Consider the following 18,585-nt stretch of genomic DNA (forward strand, 5'->3'; position numbering starts at 1 on the left):
CTACTCATCCAACGGCCGGTCTATAACACCACTGATAATATTTCCGGATTATTATAATGTCTCTGTTCATTTTCATTTACACCATACCTGTGGGAATATACATACCAGGCATTGTGTCCTTCCGTTTGTAGCTTAATCTGTTCCACATATTTACCGATTAGTTCTGTCAGTGCTCCGAAATCCGGTACATTGGCACAAAGCCGCAACAATTCCTCCAGCGCTTTTGCATGGAGATCGCAGGCAATGTCCAGGGCCTCCTGAAAACCGCATTTCCGCTCCTGCTGAATAACTAACAGAATATTCATGGCTTCCCGGTCTGCTTTTTCCTTAAAGGCAGACGAAAGATCATTCCGGATGCCAAGGATGCGAACCATCGCCTGCCGGATTGCCTGTATATAAGGATGTTCAAATATCGCCTGTGGCAATATGGTACCGGAACAAAGTTCTCCCATTGTTGCCGTAGACCGGGCTCCACAAATACTGTCGCGTAGCGGCAAATATTCTTCCAGGCTGGGATAAGTAACGGTTGCGTTATAGCTATACGCTGCATCTGTTAACATCGCATCGAAGTAATCTTTCATATCCGCCGTAAATCTTTTCATCCAGTCAGGGGTAGCATATGGTAGTGCTTCTTCCCGGATAATGGCCAGCTGCTGATAAATTTCATTGGCATGCGGCCTCCGGCCTTTTCCATTTAAGATATCGACGAGATTGTCGCAGATAGGTTTCAGTTCACTGGCCGGCAATGGCCCCCAATGATCATCATGTACAAATACCCATAAGAAATACCGGCTTCCTACTGTTAGCTGTTCATAACTGGCATTTGGAAATACCCTGCTGGATAAATATCCAAACTGCGCCTTTTTCAGCTCTTTTTTTAAGTCATCAGCAATACAGGTATATTCATTTATCCACTGTGTGATCTGCGCATTTATTTTTTCCATGAATGGATTGGCCTTTCCCTCAGAGGGATAATGAAAACGGGGAAATACAATTGACATGTTTAATAACATTTAAGAAGTGAATAATAAAAATATCTTCCCGAAATTATCTGTAAACTAAAAAAATGCCACTCCTTTCCGGTATCCTATAGTCATATCACACCCTATCGGAATGATTGATTTCCGGTTGTATTTGCTGTATTTAAAAGTGTTGATTTTAAAGCCCTGTTTGTTATTCCTATATGGGATTGTATCAGGTGGTCATACAATCTAACCATTGTGATATTAATATTGTTACAGCAACCCTTTTATTGCAAACAGCTGGTATATCCTATAGTGGTATTTTTTAACTCACCGTTCCCCACAGTGATTATTTTCCGGTTCAATATTTCCTTACCAGCAACATATCAATCAGTTCAATCAGTGGTGCTTTTCTGTAATCAGGTACATCTATCGTTGTGAGACAATCAGAAGCCAGTGCGGTGTAATGCGCAATTTCTGCCAGCAGCCAGCGGTCGGCGCCGGTATCCTGGAATAATTGTGTCGTCCGCGACACTTTATCTGCATCATTATTACCGATGGTTTGCTCCAGGGATCGCTGCTGAACAGGCGATCCCATTTCCATTGCCTTGACAAGCAAGGCCGTTTTTTTATTTTCCATGATATCTCCACCAGCCTGTTTTCCGGTCAGTGCCGGATCCCCAAATGTATCCAGGTAATCATCCTGCAGTTGAAAAGCAATACCTAAGTATTTGCCGAAAGTATATAACAGCTCCTGTGACTTTTTGTTCGCCCCTCCAATCATAGCGCCGATCTGCAACCCTGCTGCCAGTAAAACGGCAGTCTTCATGGTAATCATTTCGAGGTAGTCTGCATAACTGACCCGTGTCAATACGGAATCTGCCAGATTGAGATCCATTTGTTGTCCGTCGCATACTTGTATAGTGGTATTGCTGAACAGGACGCGTACCGCATTTTGCCGGATATGTTGTACCTGATGGATATACGAAAACGCATTGATCAGTAATACATCACCTGCCAGCAACGCTACAGACAAATTATATTTCATGTGCACAGTTGGCCGGCCACGCCGTAAAGGGGCACTATCCATAATATCGTCATGCACCAGCGAGTAGTTATGGAACAATTCAATGGCAATACCTGCCTGAAAAGCATCTTCCTGTATGTCATCAAACAATTGGTTACCCAGCAAACAAAGCGCGGGCCGTACGCGCTTCCCACCCGCTTCCAGGAAATAGCGGATCGAATCATACAAATGAACCGGACCAACAGGAAATGTAAGCTCCTCTATCCGTTGCTGGAAGGTGACCAGAATTTCTTTCAGGGAAAACATGTTGTGGTTATTTTAAGTGAACAGTGAGCAGGAATGAGCAGATAACACTACACAAAAAGATAGCTAATCACACAATAGTGTGCCTCTGCTACAACTGCAGGCAAATAAAAAATCTTCCGCTGTGCTATACAAACAGCGATCTCATAAACGATTTTGGTCGTATCCTACCGAATGGGGGATGTCTACCCACCTACCCTCCAGGGGGCTATTGTGCCAGATATCCACCATCAATTCCATAATAACTACCGGTAACAAAAGAGGCTTTATCAGTACTCAACCAGAGTACCAGTTCCGCCACTTCTTCTACCCGGCCCATTCTGCCAATGGGATGCATAGCCGCCACCTGTTTCTTCTGTTCTTCTGTGATAAAAACATCCAGCATAGGTGTGTCTATAAAAGCAGGCCCTACACAGTTAATACGTATTCCTTTCGTCGCGTATTCCAATGCGGCAGCTTTTGTAAGTCCTACCATACCATGTTTGGAGGCTACGTAAGGGCCTATTCCGGGATAAGCCACCTTTGATGCCGCAGATCCCATATTCACGATGGAACCACCGCCGCTGTCCAATAAAGCGGGGATCTGGTAATGCATACTGTAAAAAGTACCGTTCAGGTTCGTATTAATCAGTTGCTGCCAATCCTCAATCTTCACATCCGATATGTGGGTCAGCGGCAATGCCATCCCGGCGTTGTTACAAACAATGTCCAGCCGGTGATATCGCGACATCGTTTCGGACACCAGCCGTTTACAATCTGCCGGAATACTGACATCTGTCTGTACAAAAAAAGCCTTTCCTCCATTCGCAGCTATTTCGTCTACGACCTGTTGATTGCGTACTTTATCACGCCCACCAATAACAACAGTTGCACCTTCTTTTGCATACAACAATGCCACCGCTTTACCAATACCTGAACTGGCGCCTGTGACAATAGCGACTTTGTTTTCAAGATTTGCCATAACAGAAAATTGTTTATATCGTTAACAACTATGTCCCCGATAAGTTATCAACCCCGCCCTGGTATCCCATTATATTTTCGGGAAACCGACCTCGAGCTGTTGTAAGGTACCATTGCGTAATTCCGCCATGATATCGGTCGGGTATAAATTTTCTGTTGAATAAATTCTTTGTTTATTACCTTTTACAAAGTCATGTTGTATTTCTACTAATATACGTATAGCATTCAGTTCCCGGGGGGAAACAACCGCATGCTTGCCTTCAAAGGAAACATATTTTACGACCCCTGTTACCGTAAATACTTCATTGTAATGCGCAGGAGTAATATTTACAAACAGGTAATTAGGAAACAACGGACATTCCAGGTACTTTACGCGATCGCGCCATTTCTTCCTTATCAATAATAATGGCAGATATACCTCTATACCTCTCCCTGATAACGCCTGACTAACCCTGCGTTCATAATGGGGCCTGGTATATATAATCTCCCATTGTACAATTGTGGCTGGCATAACATTTTGTTATAGAATCAATAAATACGATCAACAAATGATCATATCAACAGCCTATGCAAATAACAGCAGACTGCAACTACATAGTTAAACAAAGTATAACAGTCGCTATGGCGGCTGCATTCACGGCAAGATGAATAATGGAGGTTACTTACTTTCAATGATATCGGCCCAATAACTATCGGTATAAACAGCCAGGCAACAGCAACAACATCAACGGCAAAAGATACATTTGCCATGTGCTAAAATACTTGCTAAATCAATGGTAACAATCAGTAAGAAAAAGTATGACTAAGGTGGCATTTACAGCTTCGCTGTAGCGCAGCCACAAAATAGCTACGCTGTTTTCTTGTCCTAAAATTATTAAATAAAAAAAATAATTCCTATTTTTTTATCGAGTTACATACAATTTATTTATTGTTTTTTTTGACACTGCTATAAAAACAACAGCGCAATAAACAGCTAGCCTACACTGCGATTAAAAGCATAGATACGCATGTATACAACTGCTTTATTATTGCAAAAAAGCGTGTTATCACGCTACTTCACCCTGCCGATTTAATAGTAAAAAAAATAATACCTTCTTTCGTATGAATTAAAAAAACACCTCCTCTATTTATCATCTCTTCACAAAAAAAATAAACACGCATAAAAATTTATTTTCCCGGTTTCATTTTTTATATAATTTGAAGTTATAATCATGAGTCGAATGTTCCCTACCAATAGTCAGGATGCATAATTACTTTTAAAGAAATGTACACAGCATACCTCAATAACCATTTTAAAATTTAACACGTTCCATTTTCCATGACAGCACAACAGGCTCAAACCTAATACACCACGCAATACAAACAATAACAGTTACCCTTTTTATCCGGATAATGACATTGTTGTAAGGATGATATAATAATCGCACTACCATCTTCCGGCATACATGCAATCGAAGCAGATTACGACAACAATAAAAAACGGAGCCCGAAAACCTGATGCGGGCCTGGAAAGGCATCAAGGAATGACCCTATAACGCCTCCATTAGCCTTTTGCAGTTTATTACTGCGGTAAAATATCAGTCACACCTACGGGCTGATATGCCCGCAGGTAAATATAAAACCATGCCTATACGACAGGTATCTTCATAAAAAAAACATCTCTCCACCACAGCTTATCCGGCATCGGCTACACAACGAAATTCCTCATAACGACAACAATATCTGTATTAGAATTGTATTTATTGTATTGCAAACCGGGAGCTTCGGTCACCTGCTGACGGCAATCATTCTTCCTCAAAAATGATAACCAGCTACAGCAGGCATACATCGGGTTTCCGGGACGTTCCGGGCAGACAGCCAACAGTTACCTGCCAGCTTGCCACATCCGGATAAACCAGCGTCGTTGCTTACCATACTTTCTGTAAACAATAGCATACCTGTTCATGCAAAGACCATTACTCAAAAAAGCCATTGTACTGGGAGGCAGTATCACCGGACTATTAACCGCCACCGTGCTGGCCACGTTTTTTGAAGAAGTATTACTGCTCGAGAAAGATCATCTACCCGAAACAACTGCTCCCCGTAAATCAGTGCCGCAGGATCAGCACGCCCACACCATTCTGCAAAAGACACTGCTGTTTATAGAAGCGCAGTACCCCGGTATTTGCAGCGAAATAACCGCTACCGGCGGTAACATCATAGATACGTCCAGCGATGTATGCTGGCTGTTTCAGGATGGCTGGCGGCAAAGACATCACAGCGGCCTGCAGGCACTTTTAACGACCCGGCCCAACCTGGATCAGCACCTCTATCGGCGGATGCGGGCAAAATATCCGCATGTGCAATGCCGGCAATGCTGTAAAACAACCGGCTACTTATATCATCCGGCGTCTCACCAGATTACAGGCGTACATATCCTGAATGAAACCGGACAGCCAGAAACATTGTCTGCCGATCTGGTTGTGGATGCCATGGGCAGATTTTCCCGGTCGCCGGAATGGTTGCAGCAAGCAGGCCTCGGCAGTCCTGAAACCGCCGAAGTAAAAATGCAGCTGGCTTATTCCAGCAGAATATACCAGCAGCCGGATCATACGCCCCCCAACTGGAAATCGATGGCGCTCTATCCTTCTTTCCCCCACACCTGGAAATCAGGTATCATTGCAGATATTGGTAACCGGCAGTGGCTGGTGAGCCTATGTGGTTATTTCGGCGATTGTGCCCCGGCCGCAGATGATGGCTTTTTGAATTTTGCCCGGGATTTAAGAAGTCCGGATATCTACCAGTTACTGAAAGACAGCCAGCCGCTGACCCTCGTTAAAATACATAAGGTGTCTAAAAATATCCGGCATTATTATGAAAAGTTCAGGCAGCTGCCGGATGGGTTTATTGTACTGGGAGATGCCCACTGTGCATTTAATCCGATATTTGGTCAGGGTATTTGCATTGCTACCGCCAATGTGATGGCGCTGCATCAACAACTGCAACGGCTATACGCCCAAAAGCAACCTAGTCTGAGAGGCTTCTCCGCTCCCTTTCAAAAGGCCATTGCAGCGCAGGCAGACCTGCCCTGGTTTTTAACCAATACGATTGACCTGAGTTATAAACAAGCCGAAGGTAAACGGCCGCTGGGACATACCCTGTTGTATCGTTTCCTGCGAAAAGCCATCGCTGCCGGGTCCTGCAGTACCCGGTTGAATCAGATATTCCTGAAAGTATTACACCTGGAAGCCAGCCGTAAAGATCTGTTCAATCCACTGATAGCCGTGACGATGTTGCGCCATGAACTGCTTTCCATGTTTACCCCTGCCGCTCATAAAGCGCTTATCAGGCCGGTCAACCATCCGCAGGAAGTGGTTACTTCCTGAAGCAGTAGTATCTATGCCTGCGCTCTGTACATGCCCGGCGTCAGCGATACCTGCTCCCGGAAAAAACGATTAAAGTGGGAAGGGGATTCAAAACCCAGACAGTAGGTGATTTCAGCCACACTCCATTGCGTATGTTTCAGTAACACTTTCGCCTCCTGCAGCAAACGTGCCGCAATACACGCAGATGTGGTTTTACCCGTCGTATTTTTCACCGCACGGTTCAGGTGATTCACATGTACCGACAAACACGCGGCAAAGTCCCGGGGCCTTCTGAGGTTAACGACTGCCTGCAGGGTATTCACCGGAAACTGCAACTCCAGCAATTCCATAAACAGCGCCGCGATCCGGGCATCCGCCACCGCCCCCACCGGCGTCACCGCCGGCGCTGGTTGCATCTTCATGACGGTGTGCACCAGCTCATATACCAGCGTGCGTAATACATCATATTTATAGGCATAATCTGAATGCAATTCGGTTTCCATCCGCTGATAGATAGCCGTTATGGCAACAACTTCCGCCGGCGTTGGAAAATAGACCGGGTTATGCTGCGGGTTAAAAACAGGGTACGCTTTAATATTCCCGAACTGATGAAAAAATGATTCCGTAAAGATGCAAAACAATTCATGCTGACTTTCTTCCAACCGCTCTAACTGATAAGGTACATAGGGACTGGCAAACAGCAGGGCGCTGTCTGTGATGGTAATGGTTTTATCGGCATAGTGACACCGCGTTTTACCCATGATGAGTTTAATCTTGTAAAAATCTTTCCGGCTGAAAGCCGGTGGTATCAACACCTGACCTGCATCTGCAGGCCAGCGCATCACATTAAAATGTTCCGGGGATTTACCCAATCCTTCCGGTACAGGACGCATTTTTTCTTTATAAAAATCCGTCAGGCTTTCCATTTTTTGCATGCCCTAAATTACAGCTTATTTCCCGCGCAGCAGTCATTGTTTGATTTTTACCATGCTTTGTTTGATATCGGCTATACTCCCGAATACCAACGTTATAATTTTGCTGTGTGAAGATGACCAACCTTCTTCACTTCATTCAATCAGTTGTCAACTATGATGGATTTAACACACTACCGGACCCTGGGTCAATCCGGCCTGCGGGTAAGCCCGCTGGCACTGGGTACCATGACCTTCGGGGAAGACTGGGGATGGGGCAGCACACCTGCCACCGCCGCGCAAATATTAGCTGCCTATCTGGAAGCCGGCGGTAACATCATTGATACCGCCAACGTATATACGAAAGGGCATGCAGAAAAAATCATCGGGGATTATATCCGGCAATCGGCGATCCGCCGCGACCAGCTGGTGATTTCCACCAAATTCTTCTGCAATCTGTATCCGGGAGATCCCAACGGTGGCGGTACCGGCAGGAAAGCCATCATCGCTTCCCTGGAAAATTCGCTTCGCAGACTACAGACAGATTACATAGATATCTATTGGATGCATGCCTTTGATCCGCATACGCCCATCGCGGAAACCATGTCGGCCCTGCATCACCTGGTAACGGCCGGCAAAGTGCGCTACATCGCCGTATCAGATACACCAGCCTGGAAAGTAGCGCAGGCGCAACTCCTGGCACTGCAACATGGCTGGACGCCTTTCATTGGATTGCAACTGGAATATTCCCTGCTCGAACGCACCGCAGAAGGGGAGCTGATACCGATGGCTCAGGAGCTGGGACTGGGCGTCATGCCCTGGTCGCCGTTAAAAGAAGGCGTACTTAGCGGCAAATACACCCGGGAGAACAGCGGCCAGCCACAAAGCGGCAGAAACCACCTGCGGATAAAACCAGCTTTTCCGGAAGCCACCTATCAGCTGATCGACCAGCTGATTGCCATCAGCCACACCAAAGGCTGTAGCCCTGCAGCCGTGGCGCTGGCCTGGGTTATCAGCCGCCCGGGGGTAACTTCTACCCTGGCTGGCGCCCGCACGCCGGAACAGCTGCAGCAAAACCTGGCAGCTTTGGCGATTACCCTTACACCGGAAGAAATACAATCGCTGGAAGCGCTGAGCACACCCGTACTTAGCTTTCCGATACCTTTTCTGCGCAATGGCGTAGGTGACCTCGCCCAAGCGGGTACCACCCTGAACGGTGTACCGGCTACGGTGCCGGCTATACTACCCACCAGCGAACAGGGGCCTTATTAACAAAGGCCTATACCAGCTCCCGAAAACGGTAGTAACTGAGATAATACAATCCATATCCCAACAGCCCGTTTATACAGATAGAAAGCCAGAACTCGTGATACAATAACAGCCCGCTCCACAACAGGTACATAAAAAACAGCAGTGGCAGATAACGGTTCATCCGTAGGCCCAGGGCATACAACCATCCCCGGAAACACAACAGGGTGCTGACGGCATACAACAGGAACAATCCGATGGCTGCCGGCGGCACCCTTCCGGCCAGACAAATCATTTCCGGTAACAACAACACGCTGTATCGTACAATGGCTTCCCCGAACAACCGGTGCCGGCTATACGGAAAACTCCGGGCGAAAGCCAGGCTGGTCATCTCAAAACGATATTCCTGGTAGATCAGGTAAGCATGTGCCGTAACCGCCGTGAGGACCAGCATACCCGTTACCCGCAGGTCCTGCCGGTTGTCGCTGAACATCCCATACAGGCCACTGGTGAGGCAGAAAAGGGAAAACGTTTTGGTAAGCAGCGTACCGGTTTTTACTTTATAAAAAAGATGATAGAGAAAAAGGCTGAAAAAAGGTTTGCCGGCACGCCAATGCCATGAACCCGGTAAAGTAAGTACCAGCCCACGTTGCAGCCGGTTTACCTGCCACACGTATACCAGGGCGCTGCCAGAGATCAACGCGGCCAGAAATAATATGGTTATCAGCGGCAACAGATAGTAGTGAAAAATCCAGCCAAAAATAAGCGCTGCCACCCCATACATTACCGCCGGCAAAAGAATGACCAGCTGTACACACCACCAGCTCCGGAACTGGCGGAGCCTGGGTAACGCAGTACTGCTATAAAACAAAAATCCATGTTCTGCTACCCGCAATTGCGCACTTACATACTGCCAGCTTTTAAGGGTGTAAAGTATCCAGCCGGCAAACAGCAGCCACATCGTAACCGGATTGCTAATAAAAGTCCGGATGACTACTACATTATAAAAGTTGGCTGCCTCACGGGTAACGTCTCCGGCCGTATTAATAAAAATGCCATAACTAACTACGACTACAAAAGCAAACAACAATAACCCGGCGTGTGCACGGTAAAAACCTGTGGCAAAAATCCGAAGCAATATGCGTGTGAGGGGCGTCTTCATTCCGGCAGGTATTTTACAGTATGATCCGCTGTATATACCATACCGGTAAGCGGAAAATCAGGTTGTTCCAGCTGCTGATGAGACGATAGCAGGAAACCCGTTCCCTGTGTGCTGTGCTTTGCTGTAATCCACGTATACAGCACCTCCAGCGAAGCGGCATCCAGGGTGATCAATGGTTCATCCAGCAGGATGAGGGTTGGCCGCCCCAGAAAAGCCAGTACCAGCGATAGTTTTTTCAGCATACCACTGGAATAGGTACCCAGTGGCTGGTGCAGATAAGCTGCCATCTCCATGCTTTCCAGGTAATACCGCTCTTCGGCTGCTGTACCGCCTCTGGCTGCCCGGAACAATGCCAGCATTTCCAGGCCGGTAAGGAATTCCGGTAATACCGGTTCTGCTTCCGCATAACTGACCAGCTTCCGGTATGCCACCGGCATTTTTTTTATACTGATATTATCGAGATGGATATTTCCGGAGAAATCCAGCACACCTGCTATCGCTTTCAGCAGGGTACTTTTTCCGGAGCCATTGGCGCCTTTCACCCAGTATATTCCCCGTTCCAGCGTCAGGCGGGCGATTTGCAGCGCCATATGGCGCTGGTAGGACTTTTCGAAATTTTCAATGTGCAGCATATACGTATCCCGGAAGCAGTGTTATCTTCGCACAGCCTTTACCCAATATATAAAATTTCAGGATATAACGGGAGCAATACCACTGCTATCTGCTGCCCCTCACTCACATAAAACGCCATCCTGAGAACAGGATAGCGCTGTTACCTATATTGATCGCTCAGTTGATAACGATACGGGATACCTTCCCGTCTAAGCCATTATTACGGATAAATGCCACCATCACGTACTCATCTTCATAGGACCTTTCGAAAGTACCTATGACATACCCTTCGGGGTTAGACCGCTTTACGTTTACAATACAAAAATCGTCATTCATCGATCCGTCCGGAGAATCAAATACCTTGATCTCACATCCTGGCCTTACGTCGTATAATTTAGCAGAACGGATTTCATCATTTGCAACCGGACGGAAATTCTGGCCTGGAGTATCCTCCACAGTCTGTACAATGTTTTGAGTAGCGTTGTTTCCTTCATAGAATACGATAATGCCCATAAGATAGTTTTTTGAGGTAAAAAAATGAGTATTACAATCTCCGAAAAAAGAGAACATGAAAGTCAACAGATAACAGCTGCCCTATTTTACAGGGTATATCTACCAACCGATATAAAGGAAAAAATAAGGTACAGCACAAATAGAGTCACCTGGAATGTATTGGTTATATTGAGATGTATGTTTGTTATGCGTGTAGTCGTGTACCGTTTGTTTACAGGGTATTAAAGATGTTGTCACCTCTTTATCTTCTTCCTGAAATTAAACTATTTTTTACATCCTTCAAAAAAAAGCTCAGGTAACACACAAGTAGTAATTACCTGTTAATCTTTAATTATCTTTGGAGAGGTTTAAAAATAAGTGCCAACGATCCTATGCAGCAATACGACGAACAAATAAACAGGATTAAGGAAAAATTGTCAGCGGCCCGGTTAAAGGATACCCAATTAAAAGTTTTCGGAGCAGACCATCATACTTACTACCTGGATAACCCCATCGACCCAACGCAGTTAACCTCTTTTGAAGCAGCATATCAGGTTGTTTTACCTCATGCCTATAAAGCATTTCTCTGCCAGGTGGGCAATGGCGGCAAATCGTATATGGATGCTGCGGCCGGTCCTTTTTATGGTATATACCCTTTCGGCAAACACCTGGACGACCTCACCACAGATCCTAAAACCTATTTAAGCCGGCCGGCAAAAATATATCCTTATATGTCGGATAGTCGCTGGACAGCCCTCAACCGGGAAATAGACAGCGAACCACCGTTATCAGACGAATTGTATGAAGCCGCAGTCGGTAATCTGTTTGCCGGCATTTTGCCGATCGGATCGCAAGGCTGTACGTATATCCATGGTCTGGTGCTGAACGGCGCCCATCAGGGCAAAGTAGTGAATATGGATACAGACCGGCAAAAGCCTGTTTTTACTTTTGAAGATAATTTTCTCGACTGGTATGAACGCTGGCTGGATGAAATTATTTCCGGAGATCTCCTCAACGAAAACGCCGGCTGGTTTGGTTATACCATAGGTGGCACCGTTCATAGCCTGCTGGAGAAATTTCATACCCTCACCATTCCGGAGGCCAAAACAGCTTGTTTAAAAGGTATCCTCAGTAAAGCCCATATCACGGATGCCGAAGCGGCTATTATTGAAAGCAAATATCTGGCTGCCGCCGCCGGCTACCAGGAACTATGGCTGAATATCCTCGTAAAATTCCGATATGACCAGGCTGTTCCTCACCTGATAACGTATAGCCATATCAGTTTGCTTCCTGTATTCCAGTTCGTTTTCTGGTATGCCAAAGACAAAGCCAGGGACTGGCTGCCTGTCATCGAAAAACAACGGCATCAGATTACCGATGAAGAAACCTTCCGGTTTTGCACCTACCTGCTGGAAGCCATGGCTATTGATTATGGTTATCTGGTGGTGCCCTTTACCCGGCATGCACAGGAAGCGATCCGGCAAACCGCCTTTTATGCGCTGGGAGAACTAAAACGGAAGGCAGACTATATCGCTATTTTTATTACCGGTTTAGGTGATCCGTCCAATGTAGTCGTACACGCCACCCTACAAGCCCTGCAGGGTATTAAAGATCCCCGGTTACTGTATCATTACAAAAAAATCACCAACCGGTTTCCGGATGAACAGGATTATATTCTGGCCAATCTCGAACATCGCCTGGCAGAAAATGGCTTATCAGTTGCCGAGCTGCGGAAAATAGAGCCGGAAGGGATGTAGTCTTTTCCTTTTCACCACCGGAAAGTGTCCACAGGTCAAATATCTTTTTCCATGCCGCTCCTTCCGGATAGGTTTGTGGAAAATTACCGTCATGTCCGCTACACCCAGACAAACGTACCTCGATTGGTTACGTATCATTGCCATTGCCGGCATATTGGTTTTTCATGCAGCGATGCCCTATGTTTCGGAATGGGAATGGCATTTAAAAAACAAGGAAACCGGGCATGTACTATTGGAGATGAACGATTTCCTGCATCGTTTCCGGATGCCGTTACTCTTCTTTATCTCCGGCATGGTGAGTTATTACATGCTGCAACACCGGACCGGCGGTAGTTTTCTGGGCTTACGTTTCCGCCGTTTATTCATTCCCCTGCTGGTGGGTATACTGATCATTGTACCGCCACAGGTATACATGCAAAGACTGGCCGAAGGATACACCGGCAATTTTTGGGACTTCTATCCCACTCTTTTCACCACGGGTGTTTATCCCCAAGGCAACATCAGCTGGCATCACCTGTGGTTTATCAGTTATCTGCTGGTATATGATATCCTGCTGGCGCCTTTGTTTATATGGCTGATCTCTGCCGGTGGAAAACGCTGGCTGCAACGGTGCAACTTTCTCGCCCGCGGTGCATTTGTATACCTGCTGATCATCCCCAGTCTGTTGATTTATACCTTTCTCTTTCTGCACTTTTCAGCGACCAATGACCTGATTCATGATTATGCCTACTTCCCTTACTGGGGGCTCTTTGTATTGGTGGGCTTTATCTGTGTGGCCCATCCCCTGCTGGCGGAAAGCCTGGAACGTAACCGGCGGCTTTCCTTTACCCTGGCCTTTACCAGCCTATTGTTCATCAACTATCTGCGTTGGAACAAGCTGGATCACTGGCAATCTATTCCCGGGTATCTCTACGACTGGAAAACCTATACTTCGCTGGCCATAGGTGGTATATGTGCGTGGATGTGGGTATTCACCGCTGTTGGCTATGGCAAAAAATATCTCAACCGTACCAGTCCGGTGCTGCCCTATCTGAATGAAGCTATCTATCCTTTTTACATCCTGCACCAGACAGTTATTGTGATACTCACCTACTACCTGATAGGCGTGCCGGATGGTATGGGCATGAAGTACCTCTTTACCGTTGTCGTGACCTTCCTGCTCACCATGTGTATGTATCATCTGTATATCCGGCCATTTGCGATCACCCGTTTTTTGTTTGGTATGAAGCCACGCCTTTCACGCCGGAAGGCCAGCCCGAAACCGGCCACCATTGTTTCTACCGAAACGGCTATTCCTGCCAGATAAATAGTTGTAACTTCCGTTTGCTATGCTGAAATTTCTCTGGAAATATATTTTCCCCGCCTGTTATGGGTTACTGGTATACTTTACCATACGGTTGCTGGCAGATGCCAATTCCGGTATGCGTTTCTGGGAACGATGGTGGGTAATTAATGCCATAGAAATAAGTTGCAGCATCGTCATGGGCTATTTTTTTGTGTGGATGTTTCACCGGCTGTACGACTACTTTGACCGGAAATGGCATATGGTCTTTTCTTACCGGCATATCACCAGGGAGCTGTGGTATGTATTTATCGTTAATCTGGTTGTACAGAACCTGTTCCTTACTCCCATGGCAGCCTTAACTGACGACGGATTACAATGGTACGACCTGGTTAACATCAATATTATTCCACTTTTTTATGCCTTTATTTACTATGGCATCAAACGCAGCAGCACCTATCTGCAGGCCTATATACAACATCAGCTGCAACTGGAAAAACTGACCAACGACCAGTTACAGACAGAGCTGAAATTTCTGAAAGCGCAATATCATCCTCATTTTTTATTCAACGCTTTAAACACCATCTATTTTCAGATGGATGAAGATATCGGCGCCGCCAAAAAAACCATGGAACAATTTGCAGAACTGCTGCGCTACCAATTGTACGACCAACAGGACACCGTGCCTGTGCGCCAGGAAATACAGTATTTACAAAATTTTATTGAGCTGCAAAAAATCAGGTCTTCCAGCAAGCTGCAGCTATCTGTAGAGATAGATGCGCAGCTGCAGGAGCAACAGATATACCCCCTGCTTTTTTTACCTTTGGTAGAAAACGCCTTTAAGTATATCGGCGGACAATACCGGCTCCATATACAGCTGCAGCAACAATCACCGGGTATTCGTTTCCGTATCACCAATTCCGTTCCCGCCAGCACCACGGCCACACGCCCCGGTGGCATCGGACTGGAAAATCTGAAACGACGACTTGCACTGCTGTATCCCGGCCAACACCTGTTTGCCACCCATATACAGGAAGACGATTTTATTGCGGAATTAAACCTTACTTTACCGGCATGAGTAATTTAACCATACGTTGTGTGATCACCGATGATGAACCCCTCGCCTCCAAAGGGTTGCTGGGGTATGCCGCAAAGACCGGATTGCTGCAGGTAGTAGCGGTATGCGAAGATGCGGTGCAGCTGAATACCATCCTCAAACAACAGCCGGTAGACCTGTTATTCCTGGATATTGAAATGCCTTATATCACCGGTATTGATTTTTTAAAAAGCTATCCTTCGCCACCGAAGGTGATCTTTACAACCGCCTACGAAAGGTACGCCATGCAAGGCTTTGAGCTGGATGTGCTGGACTATCTTTTAAAACCGATCTCATTTGAACGGTTTTTAAAGGCAACGAATAAAGCCTATGATTATTTTGCAGCTCAACAGACACCAGATCAGGCTTATTTTTTTATCCGGTCAGATAAAAAACTGGAAAAGGTGTTGTACCGGGATATCCTGTTTGCAGCGGCCCTGGAAAACTATGTGGCCATTTATACCGCAGACCGGAAAATCATTACCCACACCACGTTAAAGTCCGTGCAGGAGGCGCTGCCGGCACAACAATTCATTCAGCCGCACAAGTCTTATCTCGTGAACATACAACATATCAGCGCCATTGAAGGAAATATCCTGCACATGGGTACTCACCAGCTTCCTATCAGCAAATACCAGAAGGAAGCACTATTGGAAAAGATTGTCAACAACAGATTACTGAAAAAATAAGGGGCTGTTACAGCCCCCCGGAAGATTATTTTTATTGTCTCATTGCAATACATTCATCCCTTCAATATTTTTATACGGTTCCCGTAGAAATTCGGCTACCCGTGCGTTGAACTGGTCTTTTTTAGTAGTGGCTATAAAGTGGCTGGCACTGGGTACAATCCATAAATAAGCCTGCGGTATATGCCGGTAAATATCCACCAGGTGCGTTACCGGAATACCATCATGGTCGCCACCGATTACCAATGTGGGACATTTTATAGCTTCCAGCTGTTGCAGCGTCAGATGAGGTTCCAAAAGATCCAGGCGGATTACTTTTAACTGGTTTTTGTTGGCCGCAGTAGGCGGTAACTTCGCCAGGCTATCTGCAGTACGCTGCAAATAATCATATACAAACGGGATCAGGGCTGTAGTATCCGGCCACAGATTAGGCCCCGACACCACCAGCTTCTTTACCTTCTCCGGATGCCGCATCGCCAGTACCAGCCCGGTAATACCACCATCGCTCCAGCCGATGACAGGGCAGCTTTTAATATGCAGGCTGTCCAGCAAGGCATTCACATCATCCGCCATCATTTCGAAAGTCAGTGAATCTGCCGGATCGGTGGTTTTACCATGCGCGCGGCTATCTACGGCAATAACGCGATAGTTTTTAGCAAAGAAAGGGATCTGCCCGGAGAATACATTGATGGAACCACCATTGATATGTAACAACAGCAAGGGTTCTCCTTTGCCATAACTTTCGTAATACAAACGGATGCCTCTGGTGGCCTGATAGCGGCCGGCAGCTTTGTTGTTGCCATAAGGCGTCTGGGCATATACACCTGTTGCCATCAGCAATAGTAACAGGAAAGCGGGTACGATTTTAAAACCAGGGTTTTTCCTAGATTCCGGCATATGATTGTTTTTTTGGGTTTCATACAGGGGTTCACTGTTCCCGCAGCCATTCACCGCTCCGTTGCCATACTCAGTTGTTACCGGATGTCGGGTTACTACCTGTACCACCGGCCGATGCACGCATTGCTGTTGCCGCAATTTAAGTTGTTTTCATGTTAAACTTCCGCAGCTGTTTTTGGGAGAGAAAATAACGATACGGAAGAGATGTCTTCACCTATTGCAGGTAATGGTCCTACGCTTGGGCAAAAGCAGCACCACAGCATCTCCCGGCAGATTGGGAAATATACCGTTCGTAGCAAACGGACTTCACACATTCAACATTTTCTATTATCTTGTCGGCTCAAAACCGCTAGGACCCAATCTCTATTAGCATGGCCAAGGAAACATCCGGATTTATCCCCGCCGGTATTCAGCTCAGCAAAACAAGCGATGTGCCGCTCTATATGCAGCTGTACACACAATTCAAAGACATGATTGCCCGCGGACAGTTACAACCCGGCGACCGCGTACCCTCCAGCCGTAATCTGGCGGCGGAGTTGGGAGTATCCCGCATTATTGTGAACCAGTGTTTTGAGCACCTCATCATGGAGGGTTATTTCGCCGGTAAAACAGGCGTAGGTACTTTCATTGCTGCCGTGCTGCCGGAACAACTCCTGCAGGTGTCAACTGCCACCGCTCCTGCTCCGCCAACGGAACCCGCGCCGGCCTCGGCCTTCACCAGTAATCGCATCGCCGACAAACCATTTCAGATAGGGTTGCCTTCTCTCGACCGTTTCCCTTACCATACCTGGAATAAAGTAGCCGGCAACATCCTCAAAACCTTTAAACATTTTCACCTCGGCTATGAAGATACCCTGGGCTATGATTCCCTGCGGAAAGCCATTGCCGCCTATCTGCGGCTGGCCCGGGGGGTCCGTTGCGACCCATCTCAGGTAGTAGTGGTTACCGGTTCCCAGCAAGGACTTCACCTGGTACTACAGCTCTTGCTGGAACCCGGCGATCATGTATGGATGGAAGATCCCGGCTATTACGGCATCAAGCTGGCACTACGACATGCCCGGATGAATATCTGCCCGATTCCCGTGCAGTCCGACGGACTCGATATAGACTATGCCTTACAACACTACCCCACCGCCCGGATGGCCTACGTAACGCCTACTCATCAGTTTCCCCTGGGATGCAGGCTATCTGCCGAAAAGCGGCAACGCCTGCTGAACTGGGCCGCCGAAAACAACAGCTGGATTCTGGAAGATGACTACGACAGCGAATACCGTTACGAAGGCCGGCCTACTCCTTGTCTGCAAAGTGCAGATCAGCATGGCAGGGTTATCTATACCGGTACTTTCAGCAAAGTCATGTTCCCCGGGCTGCGCCTCGCCTATCTGGTATTGCCTTCTGCAGAACTGGTACAAAAGTGCAGCAGAATAAAAGAGGGCATCGACCGGCAATCTCCTGCCCTGGAGCAGTTCATCATGTGCGGCTTTATGGAGCAAGGCCATTTTATCCGGCATATTCATAAAATGCGATTACTATATGCAGAACGGCAACAGATACTGATTACCCTGCTCGAACAACACCTGCATGCCTACCTGGAAGTGGATCATATTCCGGCAGGGATGCACGTTGTATGCCGGCTAAAGCAACCTACCGATATCGCCCTGCTCAAGAAAGCACTCAAGGCCCGGCAGTTGCAAGTATCTTTTGTATCCACCTTTACGCTGGAACACCCGCAACCTCCTGCCCTGCTATTGGGCTTTCCGGCATTTTCTGCCTATAAACTGAAAACAGCTACCGCACAGCTACTGACCTGCTTTGAGCAGGCCACCGGATAGTGGTCTTATGGAAT

The 18,585-nt window shown here is 46.9% G+C and carries 16 protein-coding genes; 7 read left to right on the forward strand and 9 right to left on the reverse strand.

Going from position 1 to position 18,585, the window contains the following annotated elements; all coding sequences use genetic code 11:
- Positions 1 to 20: 20 nt before the first annotated feature.
- The 4 genes from OL444_RS22525 to OL444_RS22540 all read right to left on the reverse strand — a co-directional run bounded on the left by OL444_RS22525 (position 21) and on the right by OL444_RS22540 (position 3,763).
- Positions 21 to 1,001: a terpene synthase family protein gene (locus OL444_RS22525; protein ID WP_264729588.1), complete on the reverse strand. Its 981-nt coding sequence runs from the start codon at positions 999 to 1,001 to the stop codon at positions 21 to 23.
- 322 nt (positions 1,002 to 1,323) lie between these two features.
- Positions 1,324 to 2,295 carry a polyprenyl synthetase family protein gene (locus OL444_RS22530; RefSeq protein WP_264729587.1) on the reverse strand — a complete coding sequence of 324 codons (972 nt, stop codon included), beginning with the start codon at positions 2,293 to 2,295 and terminating at the stop codon, positions 1,324 to 1,326.
- Positions 2,296 to 2,500: 205 nt separating this feature from the next.
- On the reverse strand, positions 2,501 to 3,253 hold the full coding sequence (locus OL444_RS22535) for an SDR family NAD(P)-dependent oxidoreductase (protein ID WP_264729586.1): 753 nt from the start codon (positions 3,251 to 3,253) through the stop codon (positions 2,501 to 2,503).
- A 69-nt stretch (positions 3,254 to 3,322) separates the two neighbouring features.
- Complete coding sequence (locus OL444_RS22540) at positions 3,323 to 3,763, reverse strand: UpxY family transcription antiterminator (protein ID WP_264729585.1); 441 nt, start codon at positions 3,761 to 3,763, stop codon at positions 3,323 to 3,325.
- A 1,432-nt stretch (positions 3,764 to 5,195) separates the two neighbouring features.
- Here OL444_RS22540 and OL444_RS22545 point away from each other — a divergent pair.
- Positions 5,196 to 6,617, forward strand: coding sequence for an FAD-dependent oxidoreductase (locus OL444_RS22545; RefSeq protein ID WP_264729584.1), 1,422 nt, complete (start codon positions 5,196 to 5,198; stop codon positions 6,615 to 6,617).
- 11 nt (positions 6,618 to 6,628) lie between these two features.
- Here the strand turns inward: OL444_RS22545 and OL444_RS22550 are convergent, their stop codons facing one another.
- Complete coding sequence (locus OL444_RS22550; RefSeq protein WP_264729583.1) at positions 6,629 to 7,531, reverse strand: helix-turn-helix domain-containing protein; 903 nt, start codon at positions 7,529 to 7,531, stop codon at positions 6,629 to 6,631.
- Between the two features lie 153 nt (positions 7,532 to 7,684).
- Between OL444_RS22550 and OL444_RS22555 the strand changes: the two genes are divergently transcribed.
- Positions 7,685 to 8,779: an aldo/keto reductase gene (locus OL444_RS22555; RefSeq protein ID WP_264729582.1), complete on the forward strand. Its 1,095-nt coding sequence runs from the start codon at positions 7,685 to 7,687 to the stop codon at positions 8,777 to 8,779.
- Positions 8,780 to 8,786: 7 nt separating this feature from the next.
- On the opposite strand, the gene OL444_RS22560 is transcribed toward OL444_RS22555, so the two are convergent.
- From OL444_RS22560 to OL444_RS22570, 3 genes are all read right to left on the reverse strand, one after another.
- A complete protein-coding gene (locus tag OL444_RS22560) occupies positions 8,787 to 9,917 on the reverse strand; it encodes a hypothetical protein (protein WP_264729581.1) in 1,131 nt (376 codons plus the stop codon).
- Positions 9,914 to 10,507, reverse strand: a complete 594-nt coding sequence (locus tag OL444_RS22565) for an ABC transporter ATP-binding protein (RefSeq protein ID WP_264729580.1) — start codon at positions 10,505 to 10,507, stop codon at positions 9,914 to 9,916. The genes OL444_RS22560 and OL444_RS22565 overlap by 4 nt, the downstream gene beginning before the upstream one ends.
- A gap of 199 nt (positions 10,508 to 10,706) precedes the next feature.
- On the reverse strand, positions 10,707 to 11,042 hold the full coding sequence (locus OL444_RS22570; protein ID WP_264729579.1) for a hypothetical protein: 336 nt from the start codon (positions 11,040 to 11,042) through the stop codon (positions 10,707 to 10,709).
- 371 nt (positions 11,043 to 11,413) lie between these two features.
- On the opposite strand from OL444_RS22570, the gene OL444_RS22575 reads away from it, so the two are divergent.
- The 4 genes from OL444_RS22575 (at position 11,414) to OL444_RS22590 (ending at position 15,845) form a co-directional block, all read left to right on the forward strand.
- Positions 11,414 to 12,778: an SMI1/KNR4 family protein gene (locus tag OL444_RS22575; protein WP_264729578.1), complete on the forward strand. Its 1,365-nt coding sequence runs from the start codon at positions 11,414 to 11,416 to the stop codon at positions 12,776 to 12,778.
- Between the two features lie 91 nt (positions 12,779 to 12,869).
- Entirely contained in the window at positions 12,870 to 14,084 is a 1,215-nt protein-coding gene (locus tag OL444_RS22580; RefSeq protein WP_264729577.1) for an acyltransferase family protein, read from the forward strand.
- Between the two features lie 22 nt (positions 14,085 to 14,106).
- Positions 14,107 to 15,138 (forward strand): sensor histidine kinase, encoded by a 1,032-nt coding sequence (locus tag OL444_RS22585; RefSeq protein WP_264729576.1) that lies wholly within the window; start codon positions 14,107 to 14,109, stop codon positions 15,136 to 15,138.
- Positions 15,135 to 15,845, forward strand: coding sequence for a LytR/AlgR family response regulator transcription factor (locus tag OL444_RS22590; protein ID WP_264729575.1), 711 nt, complete (start codon positions 15,135 to 15,137; stop codon positions 15,843 to 15,845). The genes OL444_RS22585 and OL444_RS22590 overlap by 4 nt, the downstream gene beginning before the upstream one ends.
- Before the next feature lie 39 nt (positions 15,846 to 15,884).
- Here the strand turns inward: OL444_RS22590 and OL444_RS22595 are convergent, their stop codons facing one another.
- Entirely contained in the window at positions 15,885 to 16,739 is an 855-nt protein-coding gene (locus OL444_RS22595) for an alpha/beta fold hydrolase (RefSeq protein WP_264729574.1), read from the reverse strand.
- A 371-nt stretch (positions 16,740 to 17,110) separates the two neighbouring features.
- Between OL444_RS22595 and pdxR the strand changes: the two genes are divergently transcribed.
- Positions 17,111 to 18,571: a MocR-like pyridoxine biosynthesis transcription factor PdxR gene (pdxR, locus tag OL444_RS22600; protein WP_264729573.1), complete on the forward strand. Its 1,461-nt coding sequence runs from the start codon at positions 17,111 to 17,113 to the stop codon at positions 18,569 to 18,571.
- Positions 18,572 to 18,585 lie beyond the last annotated feature (14 nt).

Source organism: Chitinophaga nivalis (assembly GCF_025989125.1).
Lineage (GTDB): Bacteria > Bacteroidota > Bacteroidia > Chitinophagales > Chitinophagaceae > Chitinophaga > Chitinophaga nivalis.

Coding starts and splice junctions, on each gene's coding strand:
- OL444_RS22525 (WP_264729588.1), bottom strand. CDS start 1,001: ATGTCAATTGTATTTCCCCGTTTTCATTATCCCTCTGAGGGAAAGGCC.
- OL444_RS22530 (WP_264729587.1), bottom strand. CDS start 2,295: ATGTTTTCCCTGAAAGAAATTCTGGTCACCTTCCAGCAACGGATAGAG.
- OL444_RS22535 (WP_264729586.1), bottom strand. CDS start 3,253: ATGGCAAATCTTGAAAACAAAGTCGCTATTGTCACAGGCGCCAGTTCA.
- OL444_RS22540 (WP_264729585.1), bottom strand. CDS start 3,763: ATGCCAGCCACAATTGTACAATGGGAGATTATATATACCAGGCCCCAT.
- OL444_RS22545 (WP_264729584.1), top strand. CDS start 5,196: ATGCAAAGACCATTACTCAAAAAAGCCATTGTACTGGGAGGCAGTATC.
- OL444_RS22550 (WP_264729583.1), bottom strand. CDS start 7,531: ATGCAAAAAATGGAAAGCCTGACGGATTTTTATAAAGAAAAAATGCGT.
- OL444_RS22555 (WP_264729582.1), top strand. CDS start 7,685: ATGATGGATTTAACACACTACCGGACCCTGGGTCAATCCGGCCTGCGG.
- OL444_RS22560 (WP_264729581.1), bottom strand. CDS start 9,917: ATGAAGACGCCCCTCACACGCATATTGCTTCGGATTTTTGCCACAGGT.
- OL444_RS22565 (WP_264729580.1), bottom strand. CDS start 10,507: ATGGCGCTGCAAATCGCCCGCCTGACGCTGGAACGGGGAATATACTGG.
- OL444_RS22570 (WP_264729579.1), bottom strand. CDS start 11,042: ATGGGCATTATCGTATTCTATGAAGGAAACAACGCTACTCAAAACATT.
- OL444_RS22575 (WP_264729578.1), top strand. CDS start 11,414: ATGCAGCAATACGACGAACAAATAAACAGGATTAAGGAAAAATTGTCA.
- OL444_RS22580 (WP_264729577.1), top strand. CDS start 12,870: ATGTCCGCTACACCCAGACAAACGTACCTCGATTGGTTACGTATCATT.
- OL444_RS22585 (WP_264729576.1), top strand. CDS start 14,107: ATGCTGAAATTTCTCTGGAAATATATTTTCCCCGCCTGTTATGGGTTA.
- OL444_RS22590 (WP_264729575.1), top strand. CDS start 15,135: ATGAGTAATTTAACCATACGTTGTGTGATCACCGATGATGAACCCCTC.
- OL444_RS22595 (WP_264729574.1), bottom strand. CDS start 16,739: ATGCCGGAATCTAGGAAAAACCCTGGTTTTAAAATCGTACCCGCTTTC.
- pdxR (WP_264729573.1), top strand. CDS start 17,111: ATGGCCAAGGAAACATCCGGATTTATCCCCGCCGGTATTCAGCTCAGC.